The following is a 20,028-nucleotide window of genomic DNA, read 5'->3' as shown; positions in this document are numbered from 1 at the left end:
GGACCGTGCCGCCCCGCGGGCTGGACCGGCCGCCCTCGGCGCTCCTCCCTGCCCGGCCGATCAAGCCTGTCCCGTCCGGCCCCACGCGCTCCGGCCCGACGTCACCCGGCGCCCGCGGCGCGCTCACCGGTCGCTCGGCTGCCGGGTCCGGCAGACTGAGGCCCATGACCATCCCGAGCGACGACGCAGGCCGGACCGTCGGCGGTGACCCCGACGGCGGTGCCGCGCGCACGAGCGGCGACGGGCCGGGCGCGCCCGGCACCGGCGCGGGTCCCGGCGGAACCGGTCAGGACCTCGGCGCCCCGGCGCCCGGCCCCTCGCTCGACGAGAGCGGTCACGGTCGGCACGTCGCCGACGCAGACCCGGTGGTCGAGCGGTCGCTCGTGCGCGCTCCGCAGGCCGGCACGGACGAGCTCGTCGCGGCCCTCGACGTCCTGCGCGGCGAGCTCACCGCGCAGCGCCTGCCGCTGACGACGCCCGGGGTCGAGGAGGACCGTCGGACCCTCGCGCTCGCGGTCGACCAGCTCGACGACTACCTGCTGCCGCGCCTGCGAGCCCGCAGCGCCCCGCTGCTCGTGGTCGTGGGCGGCTCGACGGGAGCGGGCAAGTCCACGCTCGTGAACTCGGTCCTGGGGGAGAAGGTCACGACGCCCGGGGTGCTGCGTCCCACGACGCGCTCGCCCGTGCTGGTGCACCATCCCCTGGACGGGCGCTGGTTCAGCACCGACCGCATCCTGCCCGGGCTCGCCCGCGTGACCGGTGCGGTCGACCACACCGACGGCGCGTCGTCGCACCGCGCGGTGCGCCTGGTCGCGTCCGAGGTCCTGCCGCAGGGCCTCGCGCTCCTCGATGCACCGGACGTCGACTCGGTCGTGGTCGAGAACCGCGAGCTCGCGGCACAGCTCCTCGGTGCTGCGGACCTCTGGCTCTTCGTCACGACGGCCGCGCGCTACGCCGACGCCGTGCCGTGGGACCTGCTCCACGAGGCCGCCCGCCGCCGCGCCCAGGTGGCCCTCGTGCTCGACCGGGTCGACCCCGGCGCCGAGGCCGTGGGCGCGGACCTGCACCGCCTGGCCTCCGAGAACGGCCTCGGGCACGCGCCGATCTTCCTGGTGCCCGAGGCGCAGCTCGTCGACGGGCTCCTCCCCGAGACCGCGGTGGGGGAGATCTCGCGCTGGCTCACGGCCCTCGGTGGCGACGCGGGCGCGCGCTCGGCCGTGATCGACGCGACGCGCGACGGCGTGGTCGACGACCTGGTGCGCCGCGCGACCGACCTCGCGGGCGCGGTCGACGCGCAGCACGAGGCCGACGGACACCTGCGCGCGGCTGTCGGCGCTGCGTACGAGGACGCACGTCGGACGATCCTCGCCGCGACGAGCGACGGCACCATGCTGCGCGGCGAGGTGCTCTCTCGCTGGCAGGACTTCGTCGGGACGGGCGAGTTCTTCCGCGCCGTCGAGCAGAAGGTCGGCTCGGTCCGTGACGCGGTCAGCGGCTTCTTCCGCGGCAAGGGACGTAAGGTCCCCGAGGTCGAGGAGGCCATCACGCACGGGCTGGAGTCGGTCGTGCTCGACGCTGCCGAGGAGGCCGCCGAGCGCAGCTACCGCGCATGGCGTGCCGACCCCTCGGGGGCCGCGCTGCTCGACGGGCTGGACCTGTCCCGCGCGTCGGGCACGCTGCGCACGCGGGTCGCCGAGGAGATCCGGGGCTGGCAGGCGGACGTCCTCGCGCTCGTGAGCGAGCAGGCCGCGGCCAAGCGGGGCACGGCCCGCGCCCTGTCGTTCGGGCTCAACGGGCTGGGCGTCTCGCTCATGGTCCTGGTCTTCGCGTCGACGGGCGGGATCACCGGGGCCGAGCTCGGCATCGCGGGGGGCACGGCGGTGCTCGCCCAGAAGCTCCTCGAGGCCGTGTTCGGCGACGACGCCGTGCGCCGGCTCACGCGCACGGCCCAGGACCGTCTCTCGGCCCGCGTCGGGGCCGTGCTCGACGGCGAGGCCCGACGCTTCACGTCCCAGCTCGACGCGCTCGGCACGGGGGACGCGACCGGTACCCCGCTGCGAGCCGCGGCCGAGGAGGTGCGCCGGGCCGCGCGGCGCGAGCAGAAGGCCCGTGCCGCGGACGTGAACGGCGCGCAGGACCCCGGCTCCGTCGTCGGGCAGGCCGGGGCCCTGCGCGGGGCGCACGCGCGCGACCCGCAGACCCCCGACGCCCCCGCGGACGAGGCGCCGGGCACCGAGCGCCCCGGCTTCTGGCGACGCCTGTTCGGCGCGCGCCCGGCCGACACGACCGAGGAGCCCTCGACCGACGAGCCCGGGGACGGGCGCTGATGGCCCGCCTCGACCTCGCCGACCGGGTCGCCGCGCTCGAGACCGCGGTCTCCGCGGGCGAGGGCCGCCTGCCCGCCCCGCTCCTCGACGACGCCCGGGCGGTCCTGGAGCGCACGGCCAGGCGCAGCGCGCTGTCGGCCGAGCACACGGTCGTGGCGCTCGCGGGCTCGACCGGGTCGGGCAAGTCGTCGCTGTTCAACGCGATCGCCCGGGCGCCGCTCGCGCGCCCGGGCATCACGCGCCCGACGACGTCGCGCCCCATGGCGGTCGTCTGGGGCCCGGGCGCGGACCCGCTCCTGAGCTGGCTCGAGGTCGGGGACCGGCACCACGCCGCCGACCGTGCGACCGTGGCCACCCGGGGCCTCGTGCTGCTCGACCTGCCCGACCACGACTCGGTCGAGACCGAGCACCGGGCGATCGCCGAGCGGCTCGTCGAGCGGGTCGACCTGCTGGTGTGGGTCGTGGACCCGCAGAAGTACGCCGACGCGGCGCTGCACGAGCGCTACCTGCGCCCGCTCGCGGGGCACGGCGACGTCGTCGTGGTCGTGCTCAACCAGATCGACCGGCTGACCCCCGAGGAGGCGACCGCGTGCCTCGCGGACCTGCGCCGCCTCGTGGCCGAGGACGGGCTCGCGGCGGCCCGCGTGCTGGGCGTCTCGGCGACCACGGGCCAGGGGATCGACGAGCTCGACGCCCTCCTGGACCAGGCTGCGGCGCGGCGCGAGGCGGCCGTCGCACGCATGGTCGCGGACCTGCGCACGGTCGCGGCACGGATCGCGGACGCGTGCGGCGACAAGGTCCCCGACCGTTCGCAGAAGGCCGCGCGCGAGCGGCTCGTCGACGCGCTCGAGGCCGCGGCCGGGGTGCCCACGGTCGTGGACGCCGTGCGGGGGTCGGCGAACCGGCGCGCCCGGGCCGCGACCGGCTGGCCCCCCACGCGCTGGATCGGGCGGCTGCGCGTGGACCCGCTGCGCAGGCTCGGCCTGACGCGCGGCACGGACCGGCCCGAGCTCGCGCGCACCTCGCTCCCGCCCGCCTCGCCCACGCTCGCTGCCCGCGCCCACGTCGCGGTCCGCGAGTACGTCGGCACCATGACGACGGGCGCCCCCGAGGACTGGGTGCTCGCCGCGCGGGCCCGGGTCACGGCGGGCACCGACGGTCTGGACGACGCGCTCGACCTCGCCGTGGCCGGCACCGAGCTCGAGGCCACGCGGCGCCCCCTCTGGTGGGGCGTGGTGAGCTTCGTCCAGTGGGTCGTGCTGGGCGTGCTGGTGGCGGGGCTGGTGTGGCTCGGTGTGCTCGCGGTCCTGGCGTACCTCCAGCTGCCTGCCCCCGAGACGCCGACCTGGCGCGGCTTCCCGTGGCCCACGCTCATGGTCGTGGGCGGGGCGCTGGTCGGTCTGGTCGTGGCGCTCGTCTCGCGCCTGGCGGGGGAGCTGGGTGCCCGACGGCGGGCCGCGCGCGCCCGGCGCAGGCTGCGGGAGAGCATCGGACGGGTCGCGGACGGCCAGGTGCGCCTGCCCGTGGCCGAGGAGCTCTCGGCCCTGACCACGTGCCGCGTGGCTGCCCATATCGCGGCGGGGTGAGGCGGGCGTAGGGTGGCCCGGGTGCCCCCACGTCCCGAGCCATCGGCCGCGACGTGGTGCGAGGCCCTGCGGAATCGAAGAAAGGACTTCCATGACCCGCCTGCACGTCCCCGTCGCCCTGCGTTGGTCCGACCTCGACGCCTACCAGCACGTCAACAACGTCGAGATGCTCCGGCTCCTCGAGGACGCCCGCATCACGGCCTTCTGGCGTCATCCCGAGGCCACGGTCGAGGAGAGCTGGCCCACGGCCGTGCTCGACACGGGCCCGCACGCGACCTCGCACACGCTCGTCGCCCGCCAGGAGATCGAGTACCTGCGGCCGCTGGGCTTCACGCGCAGCCCCGTGCGCGTCGAGATGTGGCTCGGGCACCTGGGCGGGGCGAGCCTCGAGGTCTGCTACGAGGTGCACACCGAGTGGCCCGAGCCCTCGGGGCGCACAGGGCCCTCGATCGGGAGCCGCCCCTACGCCAAGGCCGCGACGACGATCGTGGTCGTCGACGCGTCGACGGGGGCCCCGCGGCGCATCACCGACGCCGAGCGCGCGGCCTGGCAGCCGTTCGTCGAGGACCCGCTGGAGTTCCGGCGCAGGGGACGTTGACGAGATGCTGAGAGGGGTGGTGACGAACCCGACGGTGACGGATGTCCCCGGTAGATGTCATGATGCGCGCGTGGACACCGTAGAGGTCGTCGGCGAGGCCGAGGCCGTCACCGCCGAACGCGAGACCGTCGAACCCGAGATCGCCGCGCCCGCAGTGCCTGCCGACCAGCGGGTGATTCCTCCCGTCTCCGAGGTCGAGGCGGAGCTCGGCGCCGTGGACTGGCCGGGGCTCCAGGGGGCGTTCGGCCCGGCCGACGCGTTCCCTGCCCTGGTGCGCGCCGTCGTCGGGCCCGAGGGACCCGAGCGCGACGAGGCGCTCGACCTGCTGTGGCAGGTCGTCAACCACGACGGTGCGCTCTACGAGGCGTCGCTGCCCGCGCTGCGTGTTCTCGCCGCGGTCGTGCGCGACGAGGGGCTGGCCGAGGAGGTCCGCAGCGGCGTCGCGCTCCTGCTGCTGACCATGGGGGCCGCGCACCTGCCCGGCGAGCCCGCCGAACAGGTCGACCTCCAGCTCGAGGTCCTGCTCGCCGCGCAGGAGCTGCTGCCCGGCCTGGACGCCGCGTTCCTCGGCGGGCCGCGCACGCTGCAGGTCGCGCTGCTCGCGGTCCAGGCCGTCACGGGCGAGGCGACCTCGTTCGCCGGACGGGCCGCGATCGCCCGGCTCATCGCCTCGGACGACCCCCTGCTCGCCGCGATCGCCTCGCTCGCGTTCGACCTCGTCTCGGGGGCCGTCCCGGCGCGCGGAGCGGTCCACCGGCCTGGCGTGCTCGACGAGGACATCCGCGAGCTCATCGAGGACTATGCGGACCTCACGGACGTGACCCTCGCGGGCATGGTCGTGAGCGAGACCGCGTTCGCGCTCGTGGACCGGATGCTCACCGCGGAGGAGTGACGACCCGGTCGGCCGTGCGCGTCGCGGCGGCTGCCCGTTCGGCGGCCTCGGCGATGTTCTTCTGCATGCCTCCGAACACCACGCCGTGGAACGGCTTGACGGACCACCAGTAGGCCTGGCCCGCGAGCCCGTGCGGGTGGAAGAGCGCGCGCTGCGCGAAGTACGTCCGGCCCGGGCCGGACGCGTCCTCGGGGGCGGGGCCGACGTCGTCGGGCCCCGTGACCTCCTCGGCCGCCTCGTCCACGCGCAGCTCGAGCCATGCCAGGCCGGGGAGCCGCATCTCGGCGCGCAGCAGCAGACGGCGCCCCGGCTCGATCGCCTCGACGCGCCAGAAGTCCAGGACGTCGTCGACCACGAGCGTGTTCTCGTCCCGGCGCCCTCGGCGCAGGCCCGGCCCTCCGGACAACCGGTCCATGAGCCCGCGGACCCGCCACGCGAGCGACCACGAGTACCAGCCGCCCTGCCCCCCGATCGACTCGACGACCTTCCAGAGGACGTCGGGCGGGGCGTCGACCACGCGGCGCCGCTCGTCGACGTAGAGCGAGCCGCCCGCCCAGTCGGGGTCCGAGGGCAGCGGGTCGCTCGGCGCGCCCTCGACGGCGGCCGACGACCAGCGGGTGGTCACCTCGCCGTCGTGGATGCGCTCGAGCGCGAGCTCGACCGCGCGCCGGAAGCCGATCAGCCCGCCGGGAGGGTCCGGGACGTACCGCGCGATGTCGTGCTCGTCGCACACGACCTCGTGGACGAGCGACTCGACGAGCGGGCGCGCGATGCTCGCGGGGACGGGGGTCACGAGGCCCACCCAGTGGCTCGACAGCCGCGGGGTCAGGACCGGGACGCTCACGATCAGTCGACGGGGGAGCCCGGCGACCTGGGCGTAGCCCTGCATCATCTGCCGGTAGGTCAGGACGTCCGGACCGCCGATGTCGAACGCACGCGAGACGTCCGCGGGCATCGTGGCGCTGCCGACCAGGTAGCGCAGCACGTCACGGATCGCGATCGGCTGGATGCGGTTGTCGACCCAGCGCGGCGTCGTCATCGCGGGCAGCCGTTCGGTCAGGTAGCGCATCATCTCGAACGAGGCCGAGCCCGAGCCGAGGATCACCGCGGCCTGGAGCACCGTCGTCGGGACCCCGGAGGCGAGGAGGATCTCCCCGACCTCCTTGCGCGAGGCCAGGTGCGGGGACAGCTCGGCGTCGTCGACGTCGGGGAACAGGCCGCCCAGGTAGACGATCCGGCCCACGCCCGCCTCGCGGGCGGCCTGCGCGAAGGTCAGCGCGGTGCGCCGGTCGCGGGCCGCGAACGAGCTGCCCGTGCCGAGGGAGTGGATGAGGTAGTACGCGACGTCGGCCCCTCGGAGCGCGTCGCGGATCTGGTCGAGGTCCGACGCGTCGGCCTGCACGAGGTCGACGTGCTGCGCCCAGTCGCGTCCGGACAGCCGCTCGGGCCGCCGGGCGAGCGCCCGGACGTGGTGCCCGGCATCCAGGAGCTCGGGGACCAGGCGACCACCGACGTACCCCGTGACGCCCGTGACGGCGACGGTCAGGAGGGCCGGCGCGGAGCCCTCGGTCGGCAGGTCGGCAGGGGCGGTCGCGGTCGGCGGGGGAGCGGTGTCGTCTGGTGAGGTCATGGTGCTCCCATGGTGTCCCCGGTGCCGGGGACTCGCGACCCGCGGGTCAGCCCAGCAGGTCCAGCACCGCACGCTCCACCGCGGCCTGGCTCCGGCGCTTGCCCAGGAGCGGCGCGATGGTCCGCCCGGCCTCCCAGAGGTCGATCAGGCGCGGGTCGACGTACGACGACCGCGCGACGGCCGGGGTGTTGCCGAGCTCGTCGGCGACGTCCCGGACCACGCTCGCGACCACGGCCCGTCGAGCGCGGGCCGAGCGGGGCGGGTCGCCTGCCGCTGCCAGGGCGCGGGCCGCGAGGACGCTCGCGTGCCAGGTCCGGAAGTCCTTCGCGGTCGCGTCCTCGCCCAGGCGGTCCTTGAGGTACCCGGTCACGTCGGTGCTCGTGACGTCGTGCCAGACCACGCCGTCGGGCGTCTCCTCGCGCCAGGCGAGCAGCTCGTCGGCCCCGCGGCGCCGCACGAGCGTCGTGACGACCTCGCGGACGCGCTCGTCCTCGACGACGACGTCGCGCACCTGGCCCGACTTCGCGGGGTAGCGGAAGTGGACCGAGCCGTCGCGCCGCACGCGCACGTGCTCGGTGCGCAGCGTCGCGAGCCCGTAGCTGCCGTTCTGCTTCGCGTACGCCTCGCTGCCGGCCCGGAAGTACGCGAGGTCCAGGAGCCGGAACGCGAGCGCGAGGACCTTGTCCCGCGGCATCCCGTCGAGCGCAAGGTCCTTGGCGACCCGCCGGCGTGCGGCAGGAAGCCGGGCGCCCACCGCGAGGACGTGGTCGAACTTGCGGCGGGCCCTGCGCTCGCGCCACTGGTCGTGGTACAGGTACTGGCCACGCCCCGCGTCGTCGTACCCGAACGCCTGGACGTGCCCGTTCGCGTAGCGGCAGATCCAGACGTCGGTCCACGCGGGCGGGACGACCAGGCGCATGCAGCGCGCGACCTCGTCCCGGTCGGTCAGCCGGGAGCCGTCGACGTCGAGGTACGAGAAGCCCTTCCCGTGGCGGCGTCGGCCGTACCCGGGCGAGGAGACCGAGACACGGCGCAGGCGGACCATCCGGTCATCCTGCCCCGCGCCCGGGCGGCTCGCCCGTCAGACCGGCAGCCGCAGCATGCCCTCCTGCGCGATGCTCGCCACGAGCGTCCCGTCGCGCGTGAAGACCCGGGCGGCGCCGAGGCCGCGCCCGCCCTGCGCGCTGGGCGAGGACTGGACGTAGAGCAGCCACTCGTCGACGCGCGCGTCACGGTGCCACCACATCGCATGGTCGAGGCTCGCGATCGACGCCCCGGGCGTGACCCAGCTCGACCCCGTCTTGCGCAGCACGGGCTCGAGCATGATCTGGTCGCACGCGTACGCCATGAGGGCGCGGTGCAGGAGCTGGTCGCCCTCGACGGGGCCGCGCGCCTTCATCCACACCATCTGCTGGTCGGTGCGCTCGGCGCCGGGCCCCAGGTAGAGCGAGCCGCCCACGTGCCGCAGGTCGAACGCGGCCTCGTGCGAGCGCGAACGGGCCGCGGGGTGCGGGATCTTGCCGAGCTCGTCGAACGCCGACGGGAGCGTCTCGGGGTCCGGGGCCTCAGGCATGGGCGAGGTGTGCTCGACGCCGTCCTGCTCCTCCTGGAACGAGGCGATCATCGACAGGATCGGCTTGCCGTGCTGCACCGCGTGGGTGCGGCGCGCGCTGAACGAGCGGCCGTCGCGCAGCTTCTCGACCGCGAACTCGATGGGGGCGTCGAGGTCGCCCGCGCGCAGGAAGTAGCCGTGCATCGAGTGGGGACGGCGGTCGCCCTCGACGGTCAGGCCCGCGGCCATGAGCGCCTGGGCGAGCACCTGGCCGCCGTAGATCCGGGCGTTGGGCTGGTCGACGCTCAACCCGCCGAAGCGCACGTCGGCGCCGTCCGAGCGCGAGTCGTCGGCCGGCTTCTCCTCGAGCTGGAGAGCGCGCAGCAGGTTGCCCAGCGGGTCACGGGCGAGCTCGTCGGCCGTGACCTTGGTACGCAGGGGCTGGGTCTGGTCGCGTTGCTCGGACTGGTCGGCGCGGGGGGCCGTCACGTCGGTCACGTCACTCCTCGAAGGTGTTGATCAGCGAGTGGGCGGCACGCTCCAGGTAGTCCCAGAGCGTGGCCTCGTGCAGCGGGGCGAGGTCCAGGGAGTCGACGCCGGCGCGCATGTGGGCGAGCCAGCGGTCCCTCGCGTCGGGGTTCACCTTGTACGGCGCGTGGCGCATGCGCAGGCGCGGGTGCCCGCGCTGCTCGGAGTACGTGGTGGGCCCGCCCCAGTACTGCTCGAGGAACGTCGTCAGCCGGACCTTGGCCGGGCCGAGGTCCTCCTCGGGGTACATGGGCTTGAGCACCGGGTCCGCCGCGACGCCCGCGTAGAAGACGTCGACGAGCTTCACGAAGGTCTCGTGCCCGCCGATCTCGTCGTAGAACGAGCCGGTCGAGGCGAGCGACTCGCGCAGCCGCGGGGCGGCGGCGCTCACGGGGAGCGGCGCGGGCGAGGCGCCGGGGTGGGGAACAGGATCGCTGGTCACGCCGCCATCATCCCACCCGGCGTCACGCCCTGGGGTGCCGTCACGACGTGACGCTCGCCGCTCCCGTGCACCTCACAGCCCCAGCTCGTCGAGCTGGGGCAGGGCAGCCCGCACGACGGCGCGCGCGTCGGTCGCGCTCTCGGCGGCGAGCGCGAGCTGGGCGACCTCACGGCACCGGCCGATCGTGACCGCGCCGAGCAGCGCGGCGACGTCCGGGATCGCCCGCGCGGTCATGGACAACGAGGACACCCCGAGCCCGACGAGCACGGCCGCGAGCACGGGGTTCGAGGCCGCCTCGCCGCACACGCCGACGGGTCGTCCCTGCAGGTCCCCACCGCGACAGGTGGCGGCGACGAGCTGGAGCACCGCGGGCTGCCACGGGTCGGAGAGCTCGGCGAGCGACCCCAGGAGACGGTCGGCCGCCATGGTGTACTGCGTCAGGTCGTTGGTGCCGATCGACGCGAAGTGCGCTCGCGCGAGGATGGGGCCGGCCAGCAGGGCCGCGCTCGGGACCTCGATCATGACGCCCGCGGTCTCGAGGCCGTGCGCCGCGCAGCGCGCGACGAACCACTCGGTCTCGGCGACGGTCGAGACCATGGGGGCCATGACCCAGACCTCGGCCTCCTCGGCCGCGGCGGCGATCGCGATGGCCTCGAGCTGCTGCTCGAGGAGCTCGGGCCACTTCTCGGCCGTGCGCAGGCCGCGCACACCGAGCGCGGGGTTCTCCTCGTCGTCGACCGACAGGAAGTGCAACGGCTTGTCGGCCCCCGAGTCGAGCGTGCGGATCACGACCTTGCGCCCGGCGAACGCGTGGAAGACCGTGCGGTACGCCGAGACCTGCTCCTCGGTCGTGGGCGGCTGCTCGCGGTCGAGGAAGCAGAACTCGGAGCGGAACAGTCCCACTCCCTCGGCTCCGGCCGCCGCGGCGGGCTCGGCTCCCGCAGGGTCGCCGATGTTGGCCAGGAGCTGGACGCGGTGGCCGTCGGCCGTGCGCCCCTCGCCCGAGAACGTGCGGACGGTCGCCGCCAGAGCCCGGGCAGTGGCGACCTGCTGGTCGGTGGGGTGCACCAGCACCGTGCCCGCGGACCCGTCCACGAGGACCGTGTCGCCGGCGGCGAGCGCCTCGCTCGCGCCCGTCGCGGCGACGACCGCGGGGATACCCATGGCGTTCGCGACGATCGCGGTGTGCGAGGTGGGTCCGGCGCCGTCGGTCACGATCGCGAGGACGCGGGCGGGGTCGAGGCTCGCGGTCACCGAGGGAGCCAGGTCGAGCGCGACCAGCACGAACGGCTCGGGGTGGTCGGGTACGCCGGGGGCAGGCCTGCCCGAGAGCGCCGCGACGATCCGGTCGCGGACGTCGGCGATGTCGCGCGCGCGCTCGGCGAAGTATCCGCCCAGGGCCTCGAACTGCTGCGCGACGGACTCGGCGGCCTCCCAGACGGCCCGCTCGGCGATCAGGTGCTCGTCGATGACGCGGCGCGCGGCGTCGGCCGCGAGCGTCGGGTCGGCCGCCATGGCAGCCGTGGCCTCGAGGACGTCGCGCGTGTCGCCCGTCGCGCTTGCCGCGGCCCGCTCGAGGTCCGCCTGGACCTGAGCGGCGGCCACCGGGATGCGGTCGGCCTCGGCCTGCAGGTCCGCGGTGGGGCGCAACCGGAGCCCGGGCGAGGGCTCCGCGAGCGGTTCCGGCAGGAAGACGACCGGTCCCACGACCTTGCCGGGGCACACCCCGATACCGGTGATGGTCCGCTGTACCTCGCTGGCCACGTCGTCCTCCAGGGTCTTGGTCGGGTCCGGCGGTCGGCCGGTGTCCTCTCCCGCAGTGTTCCCCAGCCGCACGCGGACCGCCAAGCGGGCGGTGACCGCCGCGCACGAGGCGAGCGGCGCCGTCGGGCGTGCGAGGACGCCGAGAAATCGCCCGCACGCCTCACGCCCCCCGGGCACGGACTGAGACTAGGGTGGAGGAGAGAGGCCTGTTCGCAGTCCTTCGCACAGGCAACGGCGCCCGCAGCACAGGAGTCAGGAGTTCGTACATGAGCAAGGCACAGCAGATCCTCGAGGCGCTCGGCGGACAGCAGAACGTCGTCGACCTCGAACCCTGCATCACCCGGCTGCGTGTCGAGGTGACCAACCCGACGCTCGTGGACGAGGCGCGGCTCAAGGCCACCGGGGCGTTCGGTGTGGTGCGGTCGGGGCGGATCATCCAGGTGATCGTCGGCCCGGAGGCCGACAACCTCGCCGCCGAGCTCGACACCCTGCGCTGACGCGAGCAGATGCCCCGCAGCGGACACGACGCACGGCCCACGGGGCCCGGCTCGCCGGACGACGGGCCGGGCCTCGTGGTCGCAGCGCCGCTGTCCGGGACGGTCGTCGCGCTGGCGGACGTCCCTGACCCGGTGTTCGCCCAGGAGTTCGTGGGACCCGGGCTGGCGATCGAACCCCGCACGGACGAGACCGGGGTCTCGGCGGTCGTGTCGCCGGTCGCGGGGGTCGTCGGGTCCCTGTTCCCGCACGCGTTCGCGCTCGAGACCGGTGACGGACGCACGGTCCTCGTGCATCTCGGCATCGACACCGTCCGGCTCGGCGGCGAGGGCTTCCGGCTCCACGTCGAGGCGGGCGAGCGGGTCGTCGCGGGCGCGACGCTCATCACCTGGGAGCCCGCGCGAGTGGCCTCGCTCGGGCTGTCCACGGTGTGCCCGGTGGTCGCGCTCCAGGGGGATCCCGGGCTGCTCACGCTGCTCGTCGCACCCGGGACGCAGGTCGCAGCTGGCGAACCCGTCCTGACCTGGTCCTGAGGCTCGCTGCCCGAGGACCGGCTTCCGGCTACCGCTCGGCCATCGGCGAGTCCTGGGGCGCCTCGCGCGGGGCGTCCGCACGCGCCGCGTCGTGGGGCGTGGCCGCGGGAGCCGACACCTGGGCGGGCGGCGTCCCGTGGACAGGGACGATCAGCTGGTCCGCGGGGGCCGCCTCGGTCGTCGAGGGGTCCTCGGCGCCGGCCATCGGGACGTGCGCCGCGGCGAGGCGCTCGCGGACCGCCTTGCGCAGTGCCCGGGAGATCTCGCCCTGCATCGAGGCCTGCGTCTTGACGCTGACCTTGAGCACGAGCTCCTCGGGGCTCATGGACTCGATGCCGGACACGGTCGGCTGCTCCAGGAGGTAGGTCCCCAGGACGGGGTCGGCGGCGACCTCCGCGCCCGCCTCGCGCAGGCACCGCTGGACCTCGTCGAGGTCCGCGAAGTACGCGACGTGCACCTCGGCCGAGGCCCGGCCCCACTCCTGCGACTTGTTGCCCGTGCGCAGGATCTCGCCGTTGCGGATGTACCAGAGGGTGCCGTCGCCGTCGCGGACCTTGGTCACGCGCAGCGCGACCTCCTCGACCGTCCCGGACACGACCCCGAAGTCGACCGAGTCGCCCACGCCGTACTGGTCCTCGAGCAGCATGAACGTGCCGGACAGGAAGTCCTTGACCAGGCTCTGGGCGCCGAACCCGAGCGCGACGCCCACGATCCCCGCCGAGGCGAGGAACGGCGCGATGTTCATGCCGAGCTCGGTGAGGACCATGAGCACGATGGTCGTCCCGACCAGGATGTTGGCGGTCGAGCGCAGGACCGACCCGATCGTCCGGGCCCGCTGAGCGCGGCGTGCGCTCGCGAGCGGGTTGGCGCGCACCAGGATGGTGCCCATGGGCGACTCGGAGAGGCCCTTGAGGCCCTTCATGCCGCGCCGCTCGGTGATCGGGGTGCCGTCCGCGATGTGCTCGGTGACGTTGCCGATGATGCGCCGGACCACGGCGAGCGCGATCGAGCCGATCGCGATGATGAGGATGATCCGGAGGGGAGCACCGAGGAACCACTCGAGCCAGACGTTGGCCTGGTCTGCGATCTTGTCAGTGACGTCGTCGAGGGGGGTCGGGGTCGGTGATGCCATCCCGGCAGGCTACCGGTCCTCGCGGGGCGCCCGACGGCGTCGCGCACCCCGCGTGACGAGCCTCACCAGGAGAGCATGGGCGGGGTCTGCGCAGACGCCGTGAGGGACCTGCGACGGGCGGGGCGGGCGTGGTCCGGCGGCCGGTCCGGCGGCCGGCGCGGCGCCGCGCCGGGCCGAAGGTCTGCCGAGCGGGTCGTGCTCTGGCAGGATCGCCTCGTGAGCGCTCTCCAACATGTCACGGCCGACGTGCCCGAACCGCTGGTCCAGCTGGCCGCGGTCCACGGAGTGGCGCCCGACTTCTGGGGGTTCGACGGGGAACGTCGCCCCGTGAGCGCACAGACGCTCGTCGCGGTGCTCGAGGCGCTCGGGGTGCCCGCCTCGTCCCCCGAGAAGGTCGCCGTGAGCCTCGAGCACTCCGAGGACGACACGTGGCGCCAGATGCTGCCGCCCACGGTCGTCGTCCGGCAGGGCGTCGGCGCACGCTTCCCCGTGCACGTCACGGACGGCGCGCAGGTCGAGGTGTGGGTCGAGCTCGAGCCTCCCGAGGCGCCGGGCTACCGGTCGACGGCCCCCGCGGTGCGCGAACGGCGCGACCTGCCGCAGGTCGACGACTACGTCGAGCCCCGCACGGTCGACGGGCGCGCCGTGGGCCGAGCGACCTTCGCCGTCCCCGAGGACCTGCCCCTGGGGTGGCACGAGATCCACGCGACGAGCGACGGCACGCAGTCCCGCGCGACGCTCGTCGTGACGCCGCAGCGCCTGGAGCTCCCTGATCCCCTGCGCTCAGGAGGCCGCGCCTGGGGCCTCATGACGCAGCTCTACTCGGTGCGCTCGCGCGCCTCGTGGGGCGTCGGGGACCTGGCGGACCTCGCCGACCTCGCATGGCTCGGCGCGCACCGGGCCGGTGCGGACTTCGTGCTCGTGAACCCCCTGGCCGCGGCCGAGCCACGAACCCCCATGACGCCCTCGCCCTACCTGCCCACGAGCAGGCGCTTCGTCAACCCGCTGTACATCCGCGTCGAGGACGTGCGCGAGACGGGCTATCTCACGGCGGCCGACAGGTCGCTCGTCGAGTGGGCCTTCGACCCCGTCCGCGACCTCAGCTCCGACCCCGGGCCGATCGACCGCGACGCCGCGTGGGAGGCCAAGAAGGCTGCGCTCGAGGTCGTGTTCGCCGCGCCGCGCTCGACGGCCCGGCAGGCGGCGCTCGACGCGTTCCGCACCGAGCAGGGCAAGGGGCTCGAGGACTTCGCGACGTGGTGCGCGCTCGCCGACCACTTCGGTGACCAGGACTGGCCGCCGTACGCGCTCGACCCGTCCTCTCCCGGGGTGGCGGCGCTGCGCGAGCAGCTCGACGACCAGGTCGACTTCTACTGCTGGCTCCAGTGGGTCGCGGACGAGCAGCTCGAGGTCGCGCAGCGCACGGCCCGCGAGGCCGGCATGTCGATCGGCGTCATGCACGACCTCGCGGTGGGCGTGCACCCGCACGGCGCGGACGCGTGGGCGCACCGCGGCGTGCTCGCCGGGGGCGTGACGGTCGGCGCGCCGCCCGACATGTACAACCAGCAGGGCCAGAACTGGTCGCAGCCGCCGTGGCACCCGCAGGCGCTCGCCAAGGCCGGCTACGCGCCGTACCGGGACCTGCTGCGCACCGTGCTGCGGCACGCGGGCGCGATCCGGGTCGACCACATCATCGGGCTGTTCCGGCTCTGGTGGATCCCGGGAGCGGCGCGCGCCGACGCGGGAGCCTACGTCCGCTACGACCACGAGGCGCTGATCGGGATCCTGTGCCTCGAGGCGCAGCGCGCCGGGGCGGTCGTGATCGGCGAGGACCTCGGGGTGTTCGAGCCTTGGGTCCGTGACTACCTGACCGAGCGCGGCATCCTCGGCACCTCGGTGCTGTGGTTCGAGAAGGGGGAGGGCGGGCGCCCGCTGCCTCCCGAGGCGTACCGTCGGCTCGCGCTCGCCACGATCACGACCCACGACCTGCCGCCGACCGCCGGATACCTCGCGGGCGAGCACGTGGACCTGCGCGAACGGCTCGGCCTGCTGACCGAGCCCGCGTACGTGGTCCGCCGTGAGGCGCGCGAGGAGCGCGACACGATGGTCGGCCTGCTCGTCGAGCGCGGGCTCGTGGGCGAGGACCCGTCGGAGCGGGAGCTCGTCGAGGCCCTGCACGTGCTGGTCACCCAGTCGCCCGCGGTACTCCTCGGGGTCTCGCTCGCGGACGCCGTGGGGGAGCGACGCACGCAGAACCAGCCCGGCACGGACCAGGAGTACCCCAACTGGAAGGTGCCGCTGGGCGATCCGTCCGGCAACGTGGTGCTGCTCGAGGACCTGTTCGACAACGCCCGGCTGCTCTCGCTCGCGAAGGTCATGCGCGAGGCGCTGTCCTGATCCTGTCGCCGGGGTAGAGGCCTGCCGTCGAGACAGAGGGTTCCGGCCCTCTACGTCGACGTGATCCCGCTACCTCGTGCAGGCGCCGGGAACGACGGACGCCGGGGTGGAGGGACCTTCCCCTCCACCCCGGCGTCCTGTCGTCAGCGGTGCGTCAGCCTCAGACGTCCGCAGCCTGCGCTGCGAGCGCCCGCTCGACGCCTGCGAGGTTCTCGACGACCAGGCGGCGCAGCGCGGGGGCCGCGTCGGTGTGGGAGTCGAGCCAGGCCTGGGTCGCGTCGCGCAGCTCGGCGTTCGCGAGCGGCGCGGGGTAGAGCCCCACGACGAGCGTCTCGGCGATGTGGTAGCTCCGCTCGGCCCACAGCGTGGTGAGCGAGGCGAAGTACTTCTCGACGAGCGGGGCCAGCACGGCCGGGTCGTTGACGTGCTGGAACCCCTGCGTCGTGGCGCGCACGATCGCGTTGGGCGCCTCGTCCGAGTCCACGAGCGACGCGAACGCGGCGAGCTTGGCGTCGGTCGTCGGGGCCGTCGCGGTCGCACGTGCGGCCGACTGCTGGCCCGTGGCCGTGTGGTCCTGGGCGAGCGCGGCGTCGACCTCGGCCTGGTCCGCACGGCCCAGGAGGACGAGGCCCTCGAGGATCTCCCAGCGCAGGTCGGTGTCGATCTCGAGGCCCTCGAGCGTCACGGCCCCGTCGAGCAGCCCGCGCAGCGCGTCGGCGTGGGCCGGCGTCGAGGCCAGGTGCGCGAAGAACTTCACGAACTGGAACTGCGCGTCGGTGCCGGCCTGGGCCGACTGGGCCAGGCGCCACAGCTCGTCGCCGACGACCGCGAGCGTCGCGGCCTGCTTGCCCGGCGTCACGTAGGACTTCGCCGCGAGCGCGAGCTGGTTGAGCGTGGTGCGGATCGTCGTGGACTCGGTCTCGCGGGCGATGTTGCCGAGGACCAGGCGCACGTACTCGCCTGCCGGGGTCTCGCCGTCGCGTGTCGCGTCCCAGACCGAGCCCCACACGAGCGAGCGGGCGAGCGGGTCCGTGATGTCCGCGAGGTGCTCGATCGCGACCTCGAGCGAGGACTCGTCGAGACGGATCTTGGCGTACGCCAGGTCGTCGTCGTTGAGCAGCACGAGCTGCGGACGGTCGAGCCCTGCGAGCTCGGGGACCTCGGTGCGGACGCCGTCGACGTCGATCTCGACGCGGTGCTCGCGCACCAGGTTGCCGCCGACCACGTTGTAGAAGCCGATCGCGAGGCGGTGCGGGCGGATCGTCGGGTAGTCGGCCGGGGCCTCCTGGAGCACCGAGAACGACACGATGCGGTGGTGCGCGTCGAGCTCGATCTCAGGGCGCAGGGTGTTGACACCCGCGGTCTCGAGCCACAGCCGCGACCACGAGCCGAGCTCGCGCCCGCTCGTGGCCTCGAGCTCGGTGAGCAGGTCGCTCAGCTCGGTGTTCTTGTACTCGTGCTTCTTGAAGTACTGGGCCACGCCGGCCATGAACGCGTCGATGCCGACCCAGGCGACGAGCTGCTTGAGGACCGAGCCGCCCTTGGCGTAGGTGATGCCGTCGAAGTTGACCTGCACGTCCTCGAGGTCGTTGATCGTCGCGACGATCGGGTGCGTCGAGGGGAGCTGGTCCTGGCGGTACGCCCAGGACTTCTCCATGGCCGCGAACGTCGTCCAGGCCTCGTGCCACTCGGTGGCCTCGGCGGTCGCGAGCGTCGAGGCCCACTCGGCGAAGGACTCGTTGAGCCACAGGTCGTTCCACCACTTCATGGTGACCAGGTCGCCGAACCACATGTGCGCGAGCTCGTGCAGGATCGTCACGACGCGGCGTTCCTTGATCGCGTCGGTCACCTTGGAGCGGAAGACGTACGTCTCGGTGAACGTCACGGCGCCCGCGTTCTCCATGGCCCCGGCGTTGAACTCGGGCACGAAGAGCTGGTCGTACTTGGCGAACGGGTACGGGTAGTCGAACTTCTCCTCGAAGAACGCGAAGCCCTGGCGGGTCTTCTCGAAGATGTAGTCGGCGTCCAGGTGCGGCGCGAGGGACTTGCGTGCGAACACGCCGAGCGGGATCACGCGTCCGTCCGACGACGTGAGCTCGGAACGCTCGACCACGTAGGGGCCCGCCACGATCGCGGTGATGTAGGTCGAGATGACCTGCGTGGGCTCGAACGCCCAGGTCGAGGCCTCGACCGTGGAGTCGGTCGCGTGGGTCGCGGGGACGGGCGCCGGCGTCGGGGAGTTCGACACGACCTGCCAGGCGGACGGCGCGGTGACCGTGAACTGGAACGTGGCCTTGAGGTCGGGCTGCTCGAACGCGGCGAACACGCGGCGCGAGTCGGGGACCTCGAACTGGCTGTACAGGTAGACCTCGCCGTCGACCGGGTCGACGAAGCGGTGCAGGCCCTCGCCCGAGTTGGTGTACGCGGCGTCCGCGACGACGCGGAGCTCGTTCTCGGCGGCAAGGCCCGACAGCTGGATGCGGGAGTCCGCGAAGACCTGCGCGACGTCGAGAGCCTCACCGTTGAGGGTGATCTCGTGGACCGTCGGTGCGATCAGGTCGATGAAGGTGCTCGCCCCGGGGGTCGCGGCGAACCGCACCACCGTGGTCGAGCCGAACGTCGTGGGTCCGGTCGTGAGGTCGAGCGCGACCTCGTAGGAACGGACGGTGACGACACCAGCGCGCTCGGCGGCTTCGGCGCGGGTGAGGTTCTCTCCGGGCACAACATCTCCTCAGTACGGATCGGGCTGGCCGGTAGGCCACGACGATTCTCCCACGCGGCGACCGGCCGGTCGCGGACTTTGCGCAGCATGCCTGGCCTGCAGGAATGACCGGGGCACGGGCGACGTTGAGTGCTCGGGGAGCAGGTCCGTCCTGCCCTCGCGAGACCTTCGACCCACCGAGGAGACCTGACCACGTGACTGCTGTGACGACGTCGGACATCGCTGACGACCTGCGCGAGACCGACGCCCCCGTGCGTACCGCTGACTTCTGGTTCGACCCCCTGTGTCCCTGGGCGTGGATGACGAGCCGGTGGATGGACGAGGTCTCCACGGTCCGCGACGTGAGCGTGCGCTGGCACGTCATGAGCCTGTCGGTCCTCAACGAGGGTCGCGAGCTGCCCGAGAAGTACCGGGACCTCATGGAGCGCGGCTGGGGTCCGGTCCGTGTCGTGATCGCGGCGCAGCAGGAGCACGGCGACGAGGTCGTCAAGCCGCTCTACGACGCGATCGGCACGCGCCTGCACCCCGGTGGGCGCAGCGACTTCGACGCGGTGATCGCCGAGGCGCTCGCCGAGGTCGGCCTCCCTGCGTCGCTCGCCGAGCACGCGACGAGCGACCGCTACGACGCCGAGCTGCGCGCCTCGCACGCCGAGGGCATCTCACGCGTGGGCGAGGACGTGGGGACGCCCGTCGTCGCGTTCGGCGACGTCGCGTTCTTCGGTCCGGTCGTGACTCCCGCGCCCAAGGGCGAAGACGCTGGACGGCTGTGGGACGGGGTCGTCCTGGTCGCCTCGACGCCCGGCTTCTTCGAGCTCAAGCGCACGCGCACGCAGGGCCCGGTCTTCGACTGACGGACCCTCCCGCCCGACGGCGCGTCCCCGGCCCGGGCCGGAGGCGCGCCGTCGTCGTCCCTCCGGGTCGGGCGCCTCGGCCGACGTGGAAGGATCGCGGCATGGCCTCATGGAAGCAGTTCGTCGACGACGCCCCCGATCTCGCCGCGCGGGTGCGCGCCCGCTTCGAGGCGACCTCGCAGCACGTCCTCGCGACGCGGACGCTCACCGGCTCGCCCCGGGTCAGCGGCACCGAGGTCGGCTTCGCCGGGGACGAGGCGTGGATCGGCTCGGCGTCGCGCTCGGGCAAGTCGATGGACCTGCGGCTCGACCCGCGGTTCGTGCTGCACTCCAACCCGGGCGACGGGTCGATGACCAGCGGGGACGTGAAGATCGACGGCACCGCCCGCGGTTCCTCGGCCGACGACGCGCTCCGCATCGGGGCGGCCGGGGCGGAGGGCCCAGGCGAGTCCTTCCGGCTGTTCTGGATCGACCTCGCACGCGTCGCGCTGACGACTGTCGACGGCGAGAGCGTCCGGACCGAGACCTGGCGCCCCGGGACCGGGGTCCACGTTCACGAGCAGGTGCGCTGACCCGCCC

General features: G+C 74.0%; 16 protein-coding genes. 9 read left to right on the top strand and 7 right to left on the bottom strand.

Going from position 1 to position 20,028, the window contains the following annotated elements:
• Nucleotides 1–164 precede the first annotated feature (164 nt).
• The 4 genes from ASE15_RS06185 (at nucleotide 165) to ASE15_RS06170 (ending at nucleotide 5,403) form a co-directional block, all read left to right on the top strand.
• Nucleotides 165–2,327 (top strand): dynamin family protein, encoded by a 2,163-nt coding sequence (locus ASE15_RS06185; protein WP_056762186.1) that lies wholly within the window; start codon nucleotides 165–167, stop codon nucleotides 2,325–2,327.
• Nucleotides 2,327–3,913 carry a GTPase family protein gene (locus tag ASE15_RS06180; RefSeq protein ID WP_056762184.1) on the top strand — a complete coding sequence of 529 codons (1,587 nt, stop codon included), beginning with the start codon at nucleotides 2,327–2,329 and terminating at the stop codon, nucleotides 3,911–3,913. Before ASE15_RS06185 ends, ASE15_RS06180 begins: the two co-directional genes overlap by 1 nt.
• A 91-nt stretch (nucleotides 3,914–4,004) precedes the next feature.
• Nucleotides 4,005–4,511: a thioesterase family protein gene (locus ASE15_RS06175; RefSeq protein WP_056762181.1), complete on the top strand. Its 507-nt coding sequence runs from the start codon at nucleotides 4,005–4,007 to the stop codon at nucleotides 4,509–4,511.
• A gap of 70 nt (nucleotides 4,512–4,581) precedes the next feature.
• Nucleotides 4,582–5,403, top strand: coding sequence for a hypothetical protein (locus ASE15_RS06170; protein WP_056762179.1), 822 nt, complete (start codon nucleotides 4,582–4,584; stop codon nucleotides 5,401–5,403).
• Here ASE15_RS06170 and ASE15_RS06165 read toward each other — a convergent pair.
• From ASE15_RS06165 to ptsP, 5 genes are all read right to left on the bottom strand, one after another.
• A complete protein-coding gene (locus ASE15_RS06165) occupies nucleotides 5,387–7,033 on the bottom strand; it encodes an SDR family oxidoreductase (RefSeq protein ID WP_056762177.1) in 1,647 nt (548 codons plus the stop codon). The two genes, ASE15_RS06170 and ASE15_RS06165, sit on opposite strands and share 17 nt — an antisense overlap.
• Nucleotides 7,034–7,079: 46 nt before the next feature.
• Nucleotides 7,080–8,078 (bottom strand): DNA topoisomerase IB, encoded by a 999-nt coding sequence (locus tag ASE15_RS06160; protein ID WP_056762175.1) that lies wholly within the window; start codon nucleotides 8,076–8,078, stop codon nucleotides 7,080–7,082.
• A 36-nt stretch (nucleotides 8,079–8,114) separates the two neighbouring features.
• On the bottom strand, nucleotides 8,115–9,023 hold the full coding sequence (locus ASE15_RS06155; protein WP_056648976.1) for an acyl-CoA thioesterase II: 909 nt from the start codon (nucleotides 9,021–9,023) through the stop codon (nucleotides 8,115–8,117).
• Nucleotides 9,024–9,084: 61 nt separating this feature from the next.
• Nucleotides 9,085–9,483: a globin gene (locus tag ASE15_RS06150; protein WP_056648978.1), complete on the bottom strand. Its 399-nt coding sequence runs from the start codon at nucleotides 9,481–9,483 to the stop codon at nucleotides 9,085–9,087.
• Between the two features lie 144 nt (nucleotides 9,484–9,627).
• Nucleotides 9,628–11,319 (bottom strand): phosphoenolpyruvate--protein phosphotransferase, encoded by a 1,692-nt coding sequence (gene ptsP, locus ASE15_RS06145; RefSeq protein ID WP_056762663.1) that lies wholly within the window; start codon nucleotides 11,317–11,319, stop codon nucleotides 9,628–9,630.
• A gap of 266 nt (nucleotides 11,320–11,585) precedes the next feature.
• Between ptsP and ASE15_RS06140 the strand changes: the two genes are divergently transcribed.
• Together ASE15_RS06140 and ASE15_RS06135 are read left to right on the top strand one after the other, a co-directional pair.
• Nucleotides 11,586–11,816, top strand: a complete 231-nt coding sequence (locus ASE15_RS06140; RefSeq protein ID WP_056648565.1) for a glucose PTS transporter subunit EIIB — start codon at nucleotides 11,586–11,588, stop codon at nucleotides 11,814–11,816.
• Between the two features lie 9 nt (nucleotides 11,817–11,825).
• Nucleotides 11,826–12,347 carry a glucose PTS transporter subunit IIA gene (locus ASE15_RS06135; protein WP_082618247.1) on the top strand — a complete coding sequence of 174 codons (522 nt, stop codon included), beginning with the start codon at nucleotides 11,826–11,828 and terminating at the stop codon, nucleotides 12,345–12,347.
• A 28-nt stretch (nucleotides 12,348–12,375) separates the two neighbouring features.
• Here ASE15_RS06135 and ASE15_RS06130 read toward each other — a convergent pair whose 3' ends face one another.
• Nucleotides 12,376–13,479 (bottom strand): mechanosensitive ion channel family protein, encoded by a 1,104-nt coding sequence (locus tag ASE15_RS06130; protein WP_056648567.1) that lies wholly within the window; start codon nucleotides 13,477–13,479, stop codon nucleotides 12,376–12,378.
• 216 nt (nucleotides 13,480–13,695) lie between these two features.
• Between ASE15_RS06130 and malQ the strand changes: the two genes are divergently transcribed.
• Nucleotides 13,696–15,876 carry a 4-alpha-glucanotransferase gene (malQ, locus tag ASE15_RS06125; RefSeq protein ID WP_056762652.1) on the top strand — a complete coding sequence of 727 codons (2,181 nt, stop codon included), beginning with the start codon at nucleotides 13,696–13,698 and terminating at the stop codon, nucleotides 15,874–15,876.
• A gap of 160 nt (nucleotides 15,877–16,036) precedes the next feature.
• Here the strand turns inward: malQ and pepN are convergent, their stop codons facing one another.
• On the bottom strand, nucleotides 16,037–18,598 hold the full coding sequence (pepN, locus tag ASE15_RS06120; protein WP_056648569.1) for an aminopeptidase N: 2,562 nt from the start codon (nucleotides 18,596–18,598) through the stop codon (nucleotides 16,037–16,039).
• A gap of 194 nt (nucleotides 18,599–18,792) precedes the next feature.
• Between pepN and ASE15_RS06115 the strand changes: the two genes are divergently transcribed.
• The gene (locus tag ASE15_RS06115) at nucleotides 18,793–19,449 is read left to right on the top strand and encodes a disulfide bond formation protein DsbA (RefSeq protein ID WP_369800568.1); all 657 of its coding nucleotides are present in this window, start codon (nucleotides 18,793–18,795) and stop codon (nucleotides 19,447–19,449) included.
• Nucleotides 19,450–19,550: 101 nt separating this feature from the next.
• Nucleotides 19,551–20,021, top strand: coding sequence for a hypothetical protein (locus tag ASE15_RS06110; RefSeq protein WP_056648571.1), 471 nt, complete (start codon nucleotides 19,551–19,553; stop codon nucleotides 20,019–20,021).
• Nucleotides 20,022–20,028: the final 7 nt, after the last annotated feature.

The sequence above is a fragment of the Oerskovia sp. Root22 genome, from assembly GCF_001429135.1.
GTDB lineage: Bacteria > Actinomycetota > Actinomycetes > Actinomycetales > Cellulomonadaceae > Oerskovia > Oerskovia enterophila.
The sequence above is the reverse complement of the archived record's forward strand: the minus strand, read 5'-3'. Positions and strand labels throughout refer to the sequence as shown.

Coding starts and splice junctions, on each gene's coding strand:
- ASE15_RS06185 (WP_056762186.1), top strand. CDS start 165: ATGACCATCCCGAGCGACGACGCAGGCCGGACCGTCGGCGGTGACCCC.
- ASE15_RS06180 (WP_056762184.1), top strand. CDS start 2,327: ATGGCCCGCCTCGACCTCGCCGACCGGGTCGCCGCGCTCGAGACCGCG.
- ASE15_RS06175 (WP_056762181.1), top strand. CDS start 4,005: ATGACCCGCCTGCACGTCCCCGTCGCCCTGCGTTGGTCCGACCTCGAC.
- ASE15_RS06165 (WP_056762177.1), bottom strand. CDS start 7,033: ATGACCTCACCAGACGACACCGCTCCCCCGCCGACCGCGACCGCCCCT.
- ASE15_RS06160 (WP_056762175.1), bottom strand. CDS start 8,078: ATGGTCCGCCTGCGCCGTGTCTCGGTCTCCTCGCCCGGGTACGGCCGA.
- ASE15_RS06140 (WP_056648565.1), top strand. CDS start 11,586: ATGAGCAAGGCACAGCAGATCCTCGAGGCGCTCGGCGGACAGCAGAAC.
- ASE15_RS06135 (WP_082618247.1), top strand. CDS start 11,826: ATGCCCCGCAGCGGACACGACGCACGGCCCACGGGGCCCGGCTCGCCG.
- ASE15_RS06130 (WP_056648567.1), bottom strand. CDS start 13,479: ATGGCATCACCGACCCCGACCCCCCTCGACGACGTCACTGACAAGATC.
- ASE15_RS06110 (WP_056648571.1), top strand. CDS start 19,551: ATGGCCTCATGGAAGCAGTTCGTCGACGACGCCCCCGATCTCGCCGCG.